Annotated in this window: 14 protein-coding genes and 4 pseudogenes; 3 read left to right on the forward strand and 15 right to left on the reverse strand. The window is 59.5% G+C overall.

Annotation, left to right across the window (positions count from 1 at the left end; translation table 11 throughout):
• Positions 1-467 precede the first annotated feature (467 nt).
• Positions 468-899 (forward strand): annotated as a pseudogene (locus NKI35_RS30535) (IS5/IS1182 family transposase); the annotation flags it as partial.
• Between the two features lie 245 nt (positions 900-1,144).
• Here NKI35_RS30535 and NKI35_RS31430 read toward each other — a convergent pair.
• From NKI35_RS31430 to NKI35_RS30565, 6 genes and pseudogenes are all read right to left on the reverse strand, one after another.
• A pseudogene (locus NKI35_RS31430) lies at positions 1,145-1,237 on the reverse strand (hypothetical protein); the annotation flags it as partial.
• A gap of 491 nt (positions 1,238-1,728) precedes the next feature.
• Positions 1,729-2,001 (reverse strand): hypothetical protein, encoded by a 273-nt coding sequence (locus tag NKI35_RS30545; protein ID WP_352742468.1) that lies wholly within the window; start codon positions 1,999-2,001, stop codon positions 1,729-1,731.
• A gap of 438 nt (positions 2,002-2,439) precedes the next feature.
• The gene (locus tag NKI35_RS30550; protein ID WP_352742470.1) at positions 2,440-2,670 is read right to left on the reverse strand and encodes a hypothetical protein; all 231 of its coding nucleotides are present in this window, start codon (positions 2,668-2,670) and stop codon (positions 2,440-2,442) included.
• A 313-nt stretch (positions 2,671-2,983) separates the two neighbouring features.
• Positions 2,984-3,568 carry a GNAT family N-acetyltransferase gene (locus tag NKI35_RS30555; RefSeq protein ID WP_352742472.1) on the reverse strand — a complete coding sequence of 195 codons (585 nt, stop codon included), beginning with the start codon at positions 3,566-3,568 and terminating at the stop codon, positions 2,984-2,986.
• A gap of 662 nt (positions 3,569-4,230) precedes the next feature.
• Complete coding sequence (locus NKI35_RS30560) at positions 4,231-4,470, reverse strand: hypothetical protein (RefSeq protein ID WP_352742474.1); 240 nt, start codon at positions 4,468-4,470, stop codon at positions 4,231-4,233.
• A 613-nt stretch (positions 4,471-5,083) separates the two neighbouring features.
• Positions 5,084-5,323 carry a hypothetical protein gene (locus NKI35_RS30565; RefSeq protein WP_352742494.1) on the reverse strand — a complete coding sequence of 80 codons (240 nt, stop codon included), beginning with the start codon at positions 5,321-5,323 and terminating at the stop codon, positions 5,084-5,086.
• Between NKI35_RS30565 and NKI35_RS30570 the strand changes: the two genes are divergently transcribed.
• Together NKI35_RS30570 and NKI35_RS30575 are read left to right on the forward strand one after the other, a co-directional pair.
• A complete protein-coding gene (locus NKI35_RS30570; RefSeq protein WP_352742475.1) occupies positions 5,295-5,519 on the forward strand; it encodes an IS110 family transposase in 225 nt (74 codons plus the stop codon). The two genes, NKI35_RS30565 and NKI35_RS30570, sit on opposite strands and share 29 nt — an antisense overlap.
• Positions 5,520-5,862: 343 nt before the next feature.
• Positions 5,863-6,276: a transposase gene (locus NKI35_RS30575; RefSeq protein ID WP_352742476.1), complete on the forward strand. Its 414-nt coding sequence runs from the start codon at positions 5,863-5,865 to the stop codon at positions 6,274-6,276.
• Positions 6,277-6,308: 32 nt separating this feature from the next.
• On the opposite strand, the gene NKI35_RS30580 is transcribed toward NKI35_RS30575, so the two are convergent.
• From NKI35_RS30580 to NKI35_RS30620, 9 genes and pseudogenes are all read right to left on the reverse strand, one after another.
• Positions 6,309-6,473, reverse strand: coding sequence for a transposase domain-containing protein (locus NKI35_RS30580; protein WP_352742478.1), 165 nt, complete (start codon positions 6,471-6,473; stop codon positions 6,309-6,311).
• 333 nt (positions 6,474-6,806) lie between these two features.
• Positions 6,807-6,962, reverse strand: coding sequence for a transposase (locus tag NKI35_RS30585; protein WP_352742480.1), 156 nt, complete (start codon positions 6,960-6,962; stop codon positions 6,807-6,809).
• A gap of 185 nt (positions 6,963-7,147) precedes the next feature.
• Positions 7,148-7,280, reverse strand: a pseudogene (locus NKI35_RS30590) (IS5/IS1182 family transposase); the annotation flags it as partial.
• A gap of 968 nt (positions 7,281-8,248) precedes the next feature.
• Positions 8,249-9,350, reverse strand: a pseudogene (locus tag NKI35_RS30595) (IS5 family transposase).
• A 102-nt stretch (positions 9,351-9,452) separates the two neighbouring features.
• Positions 9,453-10,532 carry a phosphotransferase gene (locus tag NKI35_RS30600; protein ID WP_352742482.1) on the reverse strand — a complete coding sequence of 360 codons (1,080 nt, stop codon included), beginning with the start codon at positions 10,530-10,532 and terminating at the stop codon, positions 9,453-9,455.
• Between the two features lie 14 nt (positions 10,533-10,546).
• On the reverse strand, positions 10,547-11,875 hold the full coding sequence (locus NKI35_RS30605) for an aspartate aminotransferase family protein (RefSeq protein ID WP_352742484.1): 1,329 nt from the start codon (positions 11,873-11,875) through the stop codon (positions 10,547-10,549).
• A gap of 1,082 nt (positions 11,876-12,957) precedes the next feature.
• Entirely contained in the window at positions 12,958-13,425 is a 468-nt protein-coding gene (locus tag NKI35_RS30610) for a TniB family NTP-binding protein (RefSeq protein ID WP_352742486.1), read from the reverse strand.
• A complete protein-coding gene (locus NKI35_RS30615; protein ID WP_352742490.1) occupies positions 13,316-13,675 on the reverse strand; it encodes a TniB family NTP-binding protein in 360 nt (119 codons plus the stop codon). The genes NKI35_RS30610 and NKI35_RS30615 overlap by 110 nt, the downstream gene beginning before the upstream one ends.
• Positions 13,676-13,738: 63 nt before the next feature.
• A partial coding sequence (locus tag NKI35_RS30620; RefSeq protein ID WP_352742488.1) for a Mu transposase C-terminal domain-containing protein occupies positions 13,739-14,193 on the reverse strand: 455 nt, incomplete at its 5' end.

Genomic DNA, 14,193 nt, shown 5'->3' on the forward strand with positions numbered 1-14,193 from the left:
TAATCCCGATGGCGCCGTCAGCCCGCCATCGTGAAACAGCCGGAAAACTCCACCTTCCGGCGGTCCAAAGAATGGTATCGGATCAAGGTGCCGGGCGGTGTCATGCGCAGCAGACATCACCGTAGGGGTCATGCCTCCGCCGTCAACGTTCTATCTAGCACAGCGGAGCGTCGACGGTGTTCGCAAGCGGACGCGCCTGGCGAATACAGTGAAAGGGTTTGCGTTGGGACAGGCACCAGCATCTCAAAACTCGATAGCACTGTCAGGAACATTATCTTGGCGGACCCAATACCAAGCGGCACATCACATACTTGGCAGGTAGCGGATCGAACTGCATCAGCCCGTCAACACCCTCCGACAGAAATCGAGCGAACTGAAGTGCAGGTAAAAGACATCCTCCTAACGCCGGGCGACGGTGCATTCATCTATGAAGATCGGGGCCATTAGATAAGGCGTACCCAGGATGCCTGACGGGCCGGCTCATGCCGGACTTCAAGATGATCGCCGACTTCCGCCGCGACAATGAGCCGGCTGCGATCCGCCCGGCTGCGCAAAGTTCGTCGTACTTGTCGCCAGCTCAGTCTGTGCACCCGGGCTGTCGTGGCCATCGACGGGGAGCAAGTTCAAAGCCGTCCACACCCGCTACAAGAACTTCACGGTGACCCAAGGTCGCCAAACGCATTGAACAGCTCGAGGCCACCATCGCGCGCTATCTGGCGACGCTCGACCGTGCGACCGGCAGGACGATGATGTCGCCGAGGCCAAGACGGTGCGCCTCAGGGAGAAGATTGAGGGGCAGATGCAGTCAAGGAGATGAGCAAGCAGGTCGAGGCCGCGCCCGACAAACAGGTCTCCCTGACCGACCCCGGCGCCGGTCGATGGCGACCAGCGGCAAGGGTTGTCGCCACGCCCTTACTCGCTTCTGCAACGTGTGAAGCTGGCGCAAGCTGTATCGTCCGGGATAACGGACCTGGAACTCGACGAGAAGTTCAAGTGCGGTCTGATCCGGACGCTCTTCAAGGCACCGTGCCATCTCTTCCCAATGGTCCTTAAAGATGTCGGGACGTCGGCCGCGCGCGCGAGCCGCTCGGCGCCACAGATTGACGCGGCGGACGAGTGTTTTGTACTGCTTGCGGGTAAACCGACCTGGAAACTGGACGTACAGCTCCTCGAAGAGCTGCGGGGCGTTGATGTTGGGGAATTCCTCCAATCGGCGGCAAACGATCGGCCACGCCATACTGAGCGCCTGGACGCGGGCTTGGCCAGGCTTCGCGTAACCGGCTTCGGCTTCTCATGCATCTTCGCGGCTGTCGCGGCAGGAGTGGGTGGGATCACCGGATTGAGCGCGGCGGTGGAGCCGCAATAAGGGTTTGTGTTGAGACTTTTGTAGACTTCGCAGGTAACGCGGTTTGGCTTCGATGGAGAAGGTCGGACGGATTTCGCCCGCGGGCCAGGCGCTCGATAGGCTTCTACGAACGCGGCCAGGTTGGGCGGCTCCGATGTCACCGGTGGCGGCGTTTTGCCCTCAGCCAGGGCTGCAAGATAAGCCTGCACAGCTCGCATTTCCTCCAGAAGCTTCAGCGGATCGAGGTCGGCGGCAATCTCGCGCAGCTTGCTCTTGGCAGCCATCGGGATGCCCTCCGGCAGGAGACGCTCACAGGGCGTCCGCGGCGGATGATAGCGCTTGGCCACCTTCGCTCCGTCGCGCTGCTTGGCAGCGAGCTTGAACTAGGGCTGGAAGAAGTTCACAAACAGCCGGGATGCCCCGTAAAGGCGCGTGATCGCTCTGGCCGCCGCCAAGCCTTCAAAGCGCCGATAACCCAGGAGCTTCCGTACAACGGCGCCATTTTTCTGCTCTATCCACGCCTGGTCGTTCTTACGGTAAGGCCGCGAGCGAGTGAGTTCGATGCCGTGACAAGGCAATATTTCGATCAGCCTGTTGCTGACGAACTCGCTGCCACTATCCACATCCAGCGCTCTCAGGGCAAAGGGCAAGCCCATGCGGATGCGCTCGAGTGTCTCGACCAGAGGGTGCCTTCTCGGACCACGATGGGCGCGGCCTCCGTCCCTCCGCTCGCGATATCGGTCATAACCAGGCTGTCAACGTAGCTACCGCGGTTGGCCTCTCCGCAATGAGCGACCAGGTCCATTTCCATGCTGCCGGGAAGCGGCTAGTTCCAGTTAGCAAAGGTGCGCATTTTGATGCGCCGCCGGGGCTCTGGCACAACCCTTGGCTTCTTTTTCGTACGCATGGTGCGCCTCGGCATCTGGAGCAAGTGGTCGATCGTCGCGGTGCTCATCGACAGGATCTTGTCGCGTATCTCCTCCTCGAGCTTCAAATGATCATTGCCGTGCGCGGTTCCAGTGCCGGCAATAGAATGGGCAGCAATGCCTTAAGGCGCTTGCCGCACACTCGATCGGAAGCTTCCCACAGCACAATCAACGCGCCCCGAGCGGCCTCGTCATAGAGCAACGGGCGTTGACGGGCTGCCGGCTCCTCGGCTGCGGGGGGCTGTTTAGGACACGGATTGCGGACTTTTCGTGATACCCCGTCGCGGCGATGAACTCCTCCAAGATCCGGCGCTTGTCCTTGGTCGTCGCGGCCGCATAGCGATCCCTGACCGCAGTGGCCAGTTCCATGCGCACGGCATGTGTCATCTTCGTTGTCATGATGCCTCCCTGATGGTGAACGCATCATGGCGACATGCGCCTTCACGAGTAACATTTTAGGTGAGGCAACGAACCCGCAGTAACATTTCCATTGAGGCAATGCGACACTCCCCCAGTTCGGCTGCAGCAGATTTCGAAAAGGAGGCCGTAGTCCGCGCAGCATGCCTCGGTCGAAGACTAGATGCTGCAACGGAACCACCAAATCCCATCGCAACGGCTTGCCCTCGGGCGCGTCGGTGTCAACGGTTGTGCCAAGTTCATCGAGGGGTAAGCAGCGCACCGAACAATACGGTTCGGTCGTAGCACTACTGATTCAAACAACAATTTGTTCTTCGTATTTCAAAATAACTAAATCATCGATTTTCACAGCTGTTCCTGGAAAAACCTCACAATACCTCATCACCATTTTATTGTAAATTCGGTCACCGACATAGGAAAACCCGACCTTAAGGTTTTTTCGAAGCGAACGCGTGTTCGACGGGCGAATGAATCCAGTCACTTTCTCAAGCTTTAAATGCTCGAAAGCAAATTGGACTACTGCCCTGCCGGCCTCGACCGCGATCCCCTTCCCCGAGGCCGCAAGGTGGAGGCGGGTTACGATTTCCACATTATTCGGATCTTCGGGCAGACACAGGCCGCAGCACCTCAATCCACAATAGCCGGCGAATTTTCTGGCTTGGCCTTCATCTTTTACGAACAGCATCCACAAGCCGAAACGATTGTGTTGCCAATGATTGATAAACTCACGTAGTGCAGCTTTCGACTGCTCTATCGTCGGATAGACTCCATCCCTGACGGCGTTCACCACGAAAGGATCGCTATTAAGTCCATGTAGAAGAAGCTCGTCGCTATGCGACGGCGGCCTTAGGATCAGGCGCGGCGTTTCTAGGATGTACATGAGAAATTCCTTTTCTGAACCGGCACTGATAATTGAGCGGCGCTTACAACAAACGTGGGACCATGATATCCTTGAATGCGCGTTGCTTGGGGTTAAAGTTCTAAGAAATCTCTGCGATAATCTTGTTTCGGGGGTTCTTTAAATTTCGCTGAGAGGCGCGGCCATTGCACGCTGATGATGTCGCCTCGCTCGCCCATGCGCCGCAGGTCTGCTCCAGCTCACGGTTCGGCCAAATGTTATTGTCCCGGCCTCACCTCGTCGGCCAATCGAAGACGCCGGAACTTCTGCAGCCGGATGGTCGCAGGCTCTGCCGGAACGCATCACCATCGGCCGCAAGGCCGTCCTGTTCGCTGTCGCGGAGCAAACGGCGATGATGATTGTGAGACGTTCCTTATTGATATCGATACGCAGGCCGCTTTCCGTCTCCAGGTCGGAGCGCGCCGAGATCGAGGCTGACAATCTCGGCGGTGCGCTCGGCATGCCTGCGCTGAGATCGTCCGGCGCGACGAGCAGTCCCGGCCCCGCTCATCGATGCCGCGCAGGATGACGTGGCTAGTGGCCGGTATTGTGGTAATAGGTAAGCGGTGCGCCGAGGCAACCTTTCCCGAAATCGCCTGGTGCGCCTATAGTACATCAGCCGTTGGTCCGCGCGGCGCCACCGATCACTCCGGATCGTCATAACGGGTGACGTAGTGGAGTTCGCGGAGGGCGGGATGACGAGGGCGATGTCTTTGTACGCCTCGTGCTCGATGAAGTGCGCGGTCTCGGGCCCCGGCCTGGGGCTTGCCGAGGACGGGCGTGCCCTTTTTGTCGACGCAGTAAGTCAGGATCGGCAGCAGCAGGCCGTGGTTGGGATTGTCGAGGTCGAGTAGCCGTTTCGATTTTTTGATGTTGAGATTCATAGCCGCGTGGAACCTGGCACCACGGCCGGGGTCGATGCCGCCGCTGGGCTTGGTGGCGAATCGGGCCCATTAATCCTGCGGTCTGTCGAAGAGCGTCTATTTGATCCGGTTGTGGATCCTGGCGACGCTGGCAAACACGGCGTGATCGGTTGCAGACCTTTGGCCAAGACGTCGCGCGGCAACCCCACATCCAGTCTTGCGGGTCCGGGAACCGCGGCCCGGTGACCGCTGCCCTCACGAAGCCATCCAGCGCCGACATGGTCCGCACCCAGCGAGCGACGGTTGATCTTGACGGCCATCCAAGACTCCAGCGCCTCGTCCGACAGCGCCATGTCATCGATCGCGCTCACTGGTGCACCTTTGGGCTGGCGGGTGCTAAGCGATTCAAGTGGCGTAGCATCCGCCAGCCCGAGCATCTGCCGTGACGGCCAATCGCGCTTGCCGGTTGACGGCCCGCATGAGACCCGCCGCGCGGCAGGTGCCGGGAGACCGCGACGGACCACAGGGTGAAGCGCCAGTGCTGGCCGGCCAGAGCGCCTGTGAGTGAGCGATCCGTACGATCTCCCGGTCGGGTGAGTTTATCGCAATCCGAGGAGATCAGCATATGCCATTTTCACGCAGGTTTGGACTGGGCGGCGTAAGCCATGCCCTGTGCGTTATTGACGGCGTCGGCCAGGTCATCGTCCGTCTCGATGTCCGCCACGATGCTGCTGGGTTGGCCGACATGGTAGCCCGGCTCAAGCGCGTGGCGGCGCCGGCCGAACTGCCTATCGCCATCGAGCGACCATCCGGTCTGGTCGTCGGTTGTCGAGGCCGGGTATCCCGTGATCCCGATCCATCCGAACGTCGTCAAGGCCCGCAGGCCGCGCTACCGCGCCGCCGGGGGCAAAAGCGATCCAGGCGATGCCTTCATGTTGGCCGACATCTTGCGCACCGACGGACATCGCTTTCGGCCTCTTGTGCCGGTCGCCGATGACATTCGGGCGTTGCGCGCCCTGGTCCGCGGACGCGACGACCTGGTGGCCCAGCGTGTCGCATTGGCCAACTAGCTCCGCAATCTCCTCGAAGGCTTCTGGCCACGGGCAGTCGCCATTTTCGTCGCCATCGACAGCCCGATCGCGCTCGTCTTCATCGGCCGCTATCCCACCCCCGACAGCGCCAGCCGCCTGGGCGAGAAACGCCTAGCCTGCTTCATGGCGCAACACGCCTACTGTGGGCGCCGTTCGCCTGCGGACCTGCTGGCCCGACTGCGAGCCGCGCCGACAAGGCTGGCCGGTGACGCCGAGGACCGACGCCAAAGGCGAACTCGCCTGCGCATTGGTCGCCATTCTCGAACACCTCGTCTGCGAGATCGCCAAGCTGTCATAGCACATCGAGAACGCCGTCGCCCAATTGCCCGACGGCAAGATCGTCATGTCGTTCCCGCGCGCAGGCCGCATTTGCGCCGCCCAGATCCTCACTGAACTCGGCGACGTGCGCGAGCGCTTCCAGACGGAGGACCAACTTGCCGCCGAGGCCGGCGTCTGTCCCGTGACCCACGCCTCCGGCAAAAGCCGAGGCGTTGTGTTCCGATGGGCCTGCAACAAGAACCTGAGATTGGCGCTCACCTGCTTTGCCGACAGCTCCCGTCACGCCTCCGCCTGGGCCGCGGCCGTTTACCGCAAGGCCCGTGACCGTGGCTGCAAGCACCCGCACGCTGTTCGAATTCTCGCCCGAGCTTGGCTTAGAGTGCTCTGGAGGGCGTGGCGCAACAAGGCGCTCTACGACCCTCAACAGCATCGCGCGGCCGTCAAAATCACAGCCTGAAAAATTAAGGCTAAAATTAGACACAGGGTGTCTCATGCCGCCAAGGAGAGCTGCATCTGTTCGCGGCGCCCCCAGGTCCATGGCATCAGTTCCCAGCGCGAGGCTGGCCAGACGTTCTGGATGCGCTCGGTGACGTCGGCCATGTAGGCTTCGGCATCGACGCCGCAAAGCTTGCACGTCTCTAAGATGCTGAGCACGACCGCTGACCTCTCTGCGGCGGCGAAGTTGCCCGAGAAAAGCCAATTGCGCCTGCCGACCGTAAATCCACCACGGCCCGCTGGCGATCAGGTTGTCGGGCTCGAGCTGGCCATCGTAGAGGAAGCGCGCCAGGCTGTTATGCCGCGGCGCAAGTAAATCCGGTCGGTCGGCACCACCGTGATCACCTGGTAAACTCCGCCAGGATGATACGCAGCGCCGTCGGATCGACGGTCCCCTCGATCCGCAATCGCGCGCCGTTCGGAAGGCCACGACGATTCTGCCGGCCGGGTCCGGGCAATCCGCGACGGGACGCTCGACCTCGGGCAGATCGTTCACTTCGATCCGCGCGAAAGTTGCCATCGCCCAGCGGGCTCGATCTTGCCGCCGGCCATCTGCTTGCGCCACGCATAGAGCTGGGATGGAGCTACGCCGAACGCCTCCGCGACCTCGGGCACCGACGACCCCGCCGCGCTCGCCAGGTCGACCAACGCGCGCTTCGGTGCAACTCCACAGCCTTCGTTGCCGCACGCGCCCGGGCATCGCTGCACAATCTTCGGCCGGCGCGCCGCCGCTGATCTCGGCGACCATATCGCCCCTTGCATGTTCCAATGTCAGGGCCCGAAAACTCCATGTTCATCGGCCTATTGCAAGGTGCCTTGGCGCATCGCTTACAGACATGGCGCAGCCACGGCCAGCTCTCGAGTATGGATTTCAGGACGGCCGGCCGCGCCGTCGCGGTCCTGGATGTCGGCGGCCTGAACGACGACGCCGACCAGCAGGCCCAGCGTGTCGACGACGGTCACTCTGGATGGCCACCGCCATTTCAGCTTCGGATAGCCGGCCCTCAGAGACCGCTGAAATGCACGCACGGCCACGTCGGTCGCGGCCATCGCATGACGCATTGCGTTAATCTCCAACTCGTTCTTCACGGCCATAACCGATGAGACCAGACGAGAGGCATCGGCAATTTTCATTTCGGGCATGAGGGTTTGAAGCGCGTATATATTTGCCGGAGCGAGGCCCAGCAGCCCAGCTCGAAACCTACCTTCTTGCCTGCCAATCCCACGTTCGCGCGGAGAGCTGCATCGATGAGTTGGTTGGTTATAGAGAGCAGCCAGATTTCGCCAAAGTGTCTGCCGAGGTGTTACGCCAGTGAACTCGTATTCCCGAACTACGCAAATTGGAGCCCCTCCCGGCACGAGACTCAACGGAAACGGCATGAAATACGCCCCCATTCCATCGTATCCGCTTAGATACTGGAGATGACCGTGGGCGGTGACCAACGAGTGCGTCCAGCTCGGGTTTGACTATCTCTCCAAGCACCTTCTTCTGCCGTCGTTTGTACTCTGATTTTGGGAACGGTGCGCCGGTGAAGGGAATCGATTCGGACGCAGTCGTAGATAACTCCTTTAACGTTGATTGTAGTCGGTCAAGTAGAGGGAAGAGATACCCCCTGGGCTACGTTCCGTACTCGACGACCACGGACATGCGTTGGCGAACCAATATGCACTCCAGATGCAATCTTGCGTCCAAAGAAAAACTCCCGATCTGTGGCGTTCGGGGATGCCGGGCCTAAACATCTGGAATCGCATACGTCGCCGAGGTACTCGATTGTATCGTGGTGGTGGGCAACGTTCTCTAACAGGCTGCTGCAAAAGTCTGATCGTTGCTGATCTCGATATTTTTGACGGAAATTTTTCTGTTGTCTGCGCGATTTTCGCGGCGGGTTGCAGCGCTGAGATGCTGCGCGAGTTGCGGTCCTTTCTGTTGACGGTTATGCGATCTGCCCTTTCAGGAGCTTTGGGATGCGAACCAGATTGTAGGCGATGACCGCAAAGATGAAGACGGCCTCCACTCTTGGCTGCCCTCGCAATTTGGTTTTGGCCAATCCGCCCGGCTTCTTCACCCAGCCGAATATCTCCTCGATACGTTTGCGGATGCGCTGGCTGATCACATAGCCGGCATGGCGCGTGGTGCGCCCGTCGATAGCGGTCTTGCGCACCGTGCCCGCGCTTGACACCGTGCCTTGTATCGCGATGTGCGGAGTGACTTGGCGCTGGCGCAGGTCGCCAACGAAATCCATGACGTCATAGGACTTGTCGGCGCCCAGCGCGATGCGATGTTTGCCTTGCCGCCGGTCGAGCATGACAAGCGTGGCTTCCCGCTCGGCCTTGCCGGTGGCGTGCGTCGACGTTGCGTCGACCGCCAGCCCGTTGCGGTTCTCCATCAGCACATGGCCCATGAAGCACAGGCGGCTCGGATGGCCGTCCGCCTTGCGTGTAGAGCCGGGCGTCGGGATCGGTCGTCGAGGCATGTGTCTGATTCGAGCGCTTCTCCTTGCGGAACTTGCGCTCGCCATTGCGCCCTGGCCCTGGCGGATCGCCCGAACCATCCTTCGGGCGGAAGCTCTTCATCGAAGCCCAGGCATCGATCAGCGTGCCGTCCACGGAAAATGCTCGCTCGACAGAAGCTTGCTCACCCGCTTGAGGCCCATCAGCTCACCCAAAAACTCTCGCGGCACATCGGCTTCAAGCAGCCGGTCCCGATTGTGGGTGAAAACCGTCGCATGCCACGCCGGCGCGTCAAGCGGCAGGCCAACGACCTGTGGAACAGCAGATTGTAATCAATCTGCTCCATCAGTTGCCGTTCCGAACGAACCGAGAAGAACGCTTGCAGCAGTGTCGCCCGCAGCAACATCTCCGGTGGGATCGACGGCCGGCCCATGCCCGAATAGAGCGCCTCGAAGCGACCGTCCAGACGACCAAGCACTTCATCGCACAACTGCCGGATCGCCCGCAGAGGATGATCCAACGAATGCGCTTCTCTAACGGAACATAGCTGAAAAGGCTTTCCGGTCCTTCACTACGACCCCGCATCGCAAATCACTCCCGTTGTCAGACGAAAGTGAATCATAAAACAAAGCCAAATGCGACTTTTGCAGCAGCCTGCTAAAGCGCCACCTACTTCCTACCTGGGGCTCAAGCACCAGGATCACCGGCGCGATAGCGGAATCGCGCGACCACGTCATCCAGCAGTGCGCCCATGGCCCGCTCTAGGTTCGCCCAGTAATAGTTGGCACTAGCCAGTAGCTCCTCGCTCTGCTCAGGTGCCCGCTCCGCTTTCCAGTACCTGATCAACGCCAGCATGGTGAGCCGCGCGAGAGCCGCAACTGGCAAAAGTTGAAGTTCTGACTGGTTTATCGGCCGGCTCTGCTCGTACCCGGCGACAAAGGCAAAGGCATCGTCCCAAGAGTGATCCTGAGTGCGGCCAATCAGGTGCGCGACCGTGTTGGCAGGGTCAAAGATCACCGCGCTATGGACAGTGTCACCAAAGTCAAGGATGGCCGCCACGAAGTTATCGCTGTGCGGATCCACCACGACATTGTTAGGAGCGTAGTCACCGTGGATCACTTGCATTTCAAGACTGGGCAGCCTCGGGAGTAAGACCTCTTCGAAGAGCTTGAAGGCCCGTTGAGCCAGCAGTCGGTGCTTGGGATCTGGCACGTACTCAACAAGTCCCGTCCAATGGGGAAAGTGCCTTATGTCGTAAACTAAACTGCGCGCGGCAGCTGGATGCCCAAATAATCGCAGCGCAATGTTTACTCGCCCGAGCGCGTCGCCCGCCTTGGTCAACTGCTCAACGGTGGCATCCATCTGCTCCCATAAGAGGCCCTCGACAAAGCAGAAGACGCTGAGTGTTCTACAGGTGCCATCTCCCAAGTCGATTGGAACGCTATCCATTCGGTCAAGCGTAGGCTTGATCCGCTGGATCGGCAAGGCGTGAGCGGCATCATGAAGATAACGCATCGCCGCAATCTGCAACGCCGTTACTGGTTCAGGCTCGTCAGACGGTGACACCTTTACGAGGTATTTATTCACATCGGTTTTGAGCCTGAACGTATGGCCCTTTTCACTGCCCAATCGTTCAAACTGTCCGCTGAGCCCATAGTGCCTTTCAAGCATGTTGCTCAGCAACAAGGGGTTGATAGATTGGCTTGATGAGAACAGGCTACTCTCCTCCAGGAGACGCTGCAGCATTGCGTCAGGTAGTTTGTTCATGTTGCCAGAGCCTTCTAGAGCCGCAGTTTCGCTACGATTGCAAAGGTCTCAAGGAATCGAGACACATCGGCTGTGGTAAAAGCGACTGGAGGACGAACTTTCAACACGTTACCTGCGGAGCCGGTACGGCTGATCAGAACTCGACGATCGCGAAGGTTCTTGATGATGCTATCGCAACGAATGGGATCAGGCTGAAGTGTCTCTCTGTCCTTGACGATCTCGACACCAAGGTACAGCCCGCTGCCTCGGATCTCCGCAACATAAGGAGAATCCCGTGTCAGCGTTTCAAGCCCTGCCAGCAAGGCTGCTCCGTTCACAGCAACACGTTCACGCACATTCTCCTGCTCGAACACATCGAGCACTGCGGACGCCGCGGCTATTGAAAGCGATCGGCCGCCCAGTGTGTTGAAGTAGCTGACCTTCTGTCCGAATTCATCAGAGACCTCCGGGCGGAAGGCAACGCCAGAGATGGGAAAACCGTTCCCAATCGCCTTGCCCATTGTGACGATATCAGGAACCACGCCGTGCCGACCGAACCCCCACATCGAATCCCCGAGCTGAGCGAACCCTGATTGAACCTCGTCAGCAATGTGGAGGCCGCCAGCGGCATGGACCTGGTCGACCATTGCCTGCATGAAGCCCACAGGATGAGTAAAAATGCCGTCGGAGGTGAAAGCGGAATCAGCAATCAAGGCTGCTAGGCGGTATCCGTGCCGTTCGAGATCAAGAATCGCGGCACGCACTTGCTCCCGCATGTAATTCTCGAGGGATTGCCCGGGTGCGCAGAGCCTGGGGTCAGGAGCGGAAATGAGTCGGACGTTTGGTCCGAGCGGGGATCCTGCCCCTAGCATTGGGGAAAAACTGGCGACCTCGCGCGTGCGGCCGTGAAACGCCCAATTCGTAACTATGATACCCTCGCCGCCCGTATGGAACCTCGCGACCCGAATTGCTAGGTCATTCGCTTCAGATCCAGTGCAGGGCAAGCTTAGCTTCGACAGCTCAGCTGGGAAAGTTGCAAGTAGCCGCTCAGCATAGGCGACCAGCGCTTCCTGGGGGTAGCGTGTATCAGTGTTGACTGTGGCAATCTGGCGGGAAACGGCATCCGCAACGTGCCTGTGGGCGTGCCCGACGCCTTGAACGTTGTTAAAGGCATCGAGATAGTCATTGCCGTCATTGTCTATCAGGTGGGCGCCGAAACTCGAGACGAACTCCACCGGAATAGTCTCGGAAAACTGGTAGCCCGGCCCGAGCACCGCGTCACGGCGTCGGATGATGTCCTGGAGTCGTTCAGGCAGATCGCTAATACCGTTCGTATGGATCCGCGTGGGCCAGCGCGCGCTCATCTCAGCGTGACAGCGGACGATCGAAGAAAACCACCGTGGGTTTCGTCGCGTCACATGCTATGTGGCCAAAGAGAGCAACGCTTCGCAGAGGGTTGACGGATTCAGCCTGGGCGCGAAATGTTGCATTCTTTACGCTAACTGCCGCAAAAAAACATTCGCTCATTCGGAGTGCCCGTAGACTGTAATCAAATCCATGTCTTTCATCAGGTATAGACAGCCAGCGGCTGCCGCAGTCCAATTCAGTTTGCAGATTGCTGTCTTCTCGCGACGAGATGACAACAAGCGAGGCGATAATTGGAGCATTGCGAGCATGCGTCAAGCACGGCGCGAGTCGGCCGCAATGCGCTGACCCCATTCGCCACCGCTGCCATCCTACACGACAACCGTCTGTCCCCCGGCGATGCCCCCACTCCTTGGGGACAAGGCTACTTGAGGTTAGTGCGGTTTGAAGCACACCCATCGTGAGACGGGCTGCCATCGCTGTCAATGCCACCATCGCCAAGACCGTCGACGATGCCGGCGTCGACTACCTGCTGGCCGTCAAGAGCAACCAGCCGCGATACGCATCGAAGTGAGGTTTCAAGGGTGCACCCGCGACAGCTTCGTCGACCTCGACGAGGCGCATGGCCGCATCGAGAAGCGCACCGTGACCGTCAGCCGCGAGACCGATGGCGCTGGCTGAACTGCTCAAACCGGCGCGCAAGCTGAACGTCACCCTGATGGCCATCCGCAATGCCGCCCGTTTCGTCTGACGATTTCAGCAAGCGGCCATCTACTCTAGAGTCCTCAAACATCTGCCTATGCACCTGACGGCTACGCCAAAGAATCATTTCGCGCCAATCCTCTGTGTCGCACTGCACTTAAATGTGAGATTGCGCCCACCTCGCCCTACCGCTGCCTCAGGTTTGTATCAGTTTGCCGTAAAGATGTTGCCTCCGGAATGGCATGGTGAAGCATCGTGAGCCGGGCGACGCCATAGAAATCGGCATGGCGCGTGAACCCACGACGACAGGAGCTTTGAGAATGACAGGAAGCGGCCTTGTACCGCTGAGCTCTCGGATCATGCGTAGGCGGTTTCGGCGCTAATCGGCGGTGCCAACTTTCCACCGCTTCAGCTGCCAGGGTCGTGATCGCGTGGAAATATCTGCCGCCGCTGATCTGCAGAATTCGGCGTAGAGACTCGGCGTCAGCACCGTCGGTTGGCGAAGTGGCATGTTTCGCAAAACGGACGAGGCTAGTGCTTCGAACCGTTCATTGGCCGCCCACCTATTCAAGGTCAGCTCGCCGAATCGGCGGGCAAGCTGTACGCCACTTATCGCTTCGCGCGCTTCGATTAGGCCGAAGCAAACGAGGGAGATCTGAAGCCGATTGCTGAGAAGTCGCAGCGTGTTCAGCACGACCCGCTGTTCGCGGTACGAGCCGGCGAGAATGTTATGTACTTCATCGATCACCAGAACCTGGACGCCGACCGTTTTCATAAGCCGCAACGCCGCTTGCTCCATTTGCACAATGTCGGCGCGGGGTGCCTGTGGTGCTCCAAGTGTAGCCACGATCTCGGCATCTAAACGGCGCTCGCGGCATAGCCTGAACGCCGGTCGTCGGCTCAAAACGGGAGGGGTTATTGTCGCAGAATTTTTCCAGGATCATCGTCTTGCCCATGCCACTGTCGCCGTAGATGGCGACCGAGGGCATGCGCGTGCCGCGCGGATGGCCGACCAGCAGGTTGAGACGATCGAGTGCCTGCTTGGCGCGCTGTAAAAAAATCCATCGGCGAGCCTGAATCGCGCGAACTCGGACAATCGGGCTCGCCGAGGAGGTCTTTGGCCGCCTGCGTCAGATGGACGTTATCCGTGCTCGAGAGGCTCAAATCCAGAACTTCGACGGCGGGAACAGGTTTGCTTGAATCGACGCCCCGGAGCGAGCCCACTTCATCGTCATCACATTCGTTTTCGCAAGCCGCTGGCGCCCTTGTGTCTTGTGTTTCGCCTCCTCGATCAGTTCGCGCTGCGAAACCGCAGTGCGAACAAGCACGTGCATGTTAATTTCGCGTTTGCCCTGAGCGTTGAGTTTGTGCCGGGCAGCCTGCGCCTCCCAAAACGTAATCGGCGCGAGTGTCACATCGGCATAGCGAGCCTCGACAAAGCTGCCGGAATGACGCCTAACAAAAACGCGAGACAAATCGCGGGGGTCGTATTTCACAATCAGGCGGGCCTTGGTTCGTCCAATGTCCGCGGGTTGATCTGATCCCCAGAAACTGGACCGTTCAGAATTGGAGTTTTCCGCTGTAGTTTCCCGGCTGGGAGAGGAGCGGAAGCGAT

This window comes from Mesorhizobium sp. M0676 (assembly GCF_040320535.1).
Taxonomy (GTDB): Bacteria; Pseudomonadota; Alphaproteobacteria; order Rhizobiales; family Rhizobiaceae; genus Mesorhizobium.

What these genes read in the sequence shown, in the direction of transcription:
- NKI35_RS30545 (WP_352742468.1), bottom strand. Translation starts at nt 2,001, where the DNA reads ATGGGCTTGCCCTTTGCCCTGAGAGCGCTGGATGTGGATAGTGGCAGC.
- NKI35_RS30550 (WP_352742470.1), bottom strand. Translation starts at nt 2,670, where the DNA reads ATGACAACGAAGATGACACATGCCGTGCGCATGGAACTGGCCACTGCG.
- NKI35_RS30555 (WP_352742472.1), bottom strand. Translation starts at nt 3,568, where the DNA reads ATGTACATCCTAGAAACGCCGCGCCTGATCCTAAGGCCGCCGTCGCAT.
- NKI35_RS30560 (WP_352742474.1), bottom strand. Translation starts at nt 4,470, where the DNA reads ATGAATCTCAACATCAAAAAATCGAAACGGCTACTCGACCTCGACAAT.
- NKI35_RS30600 (WP_352742482.1), bottom strand. Translation starts at nt 10,532, where the DNA reads ATGAACAAACTACCTGACGCAATGCTGCAGCGTCTCCTGGAGGAGAGT.
- NKI35_RS30605 (WP_352742484.1), bottom strand. Translation starts at nt 11,875, where the DNA reads ATGAGCGCGCGCTGGCCCACGCGGATCCATACGAACGGTATTAGCGAT.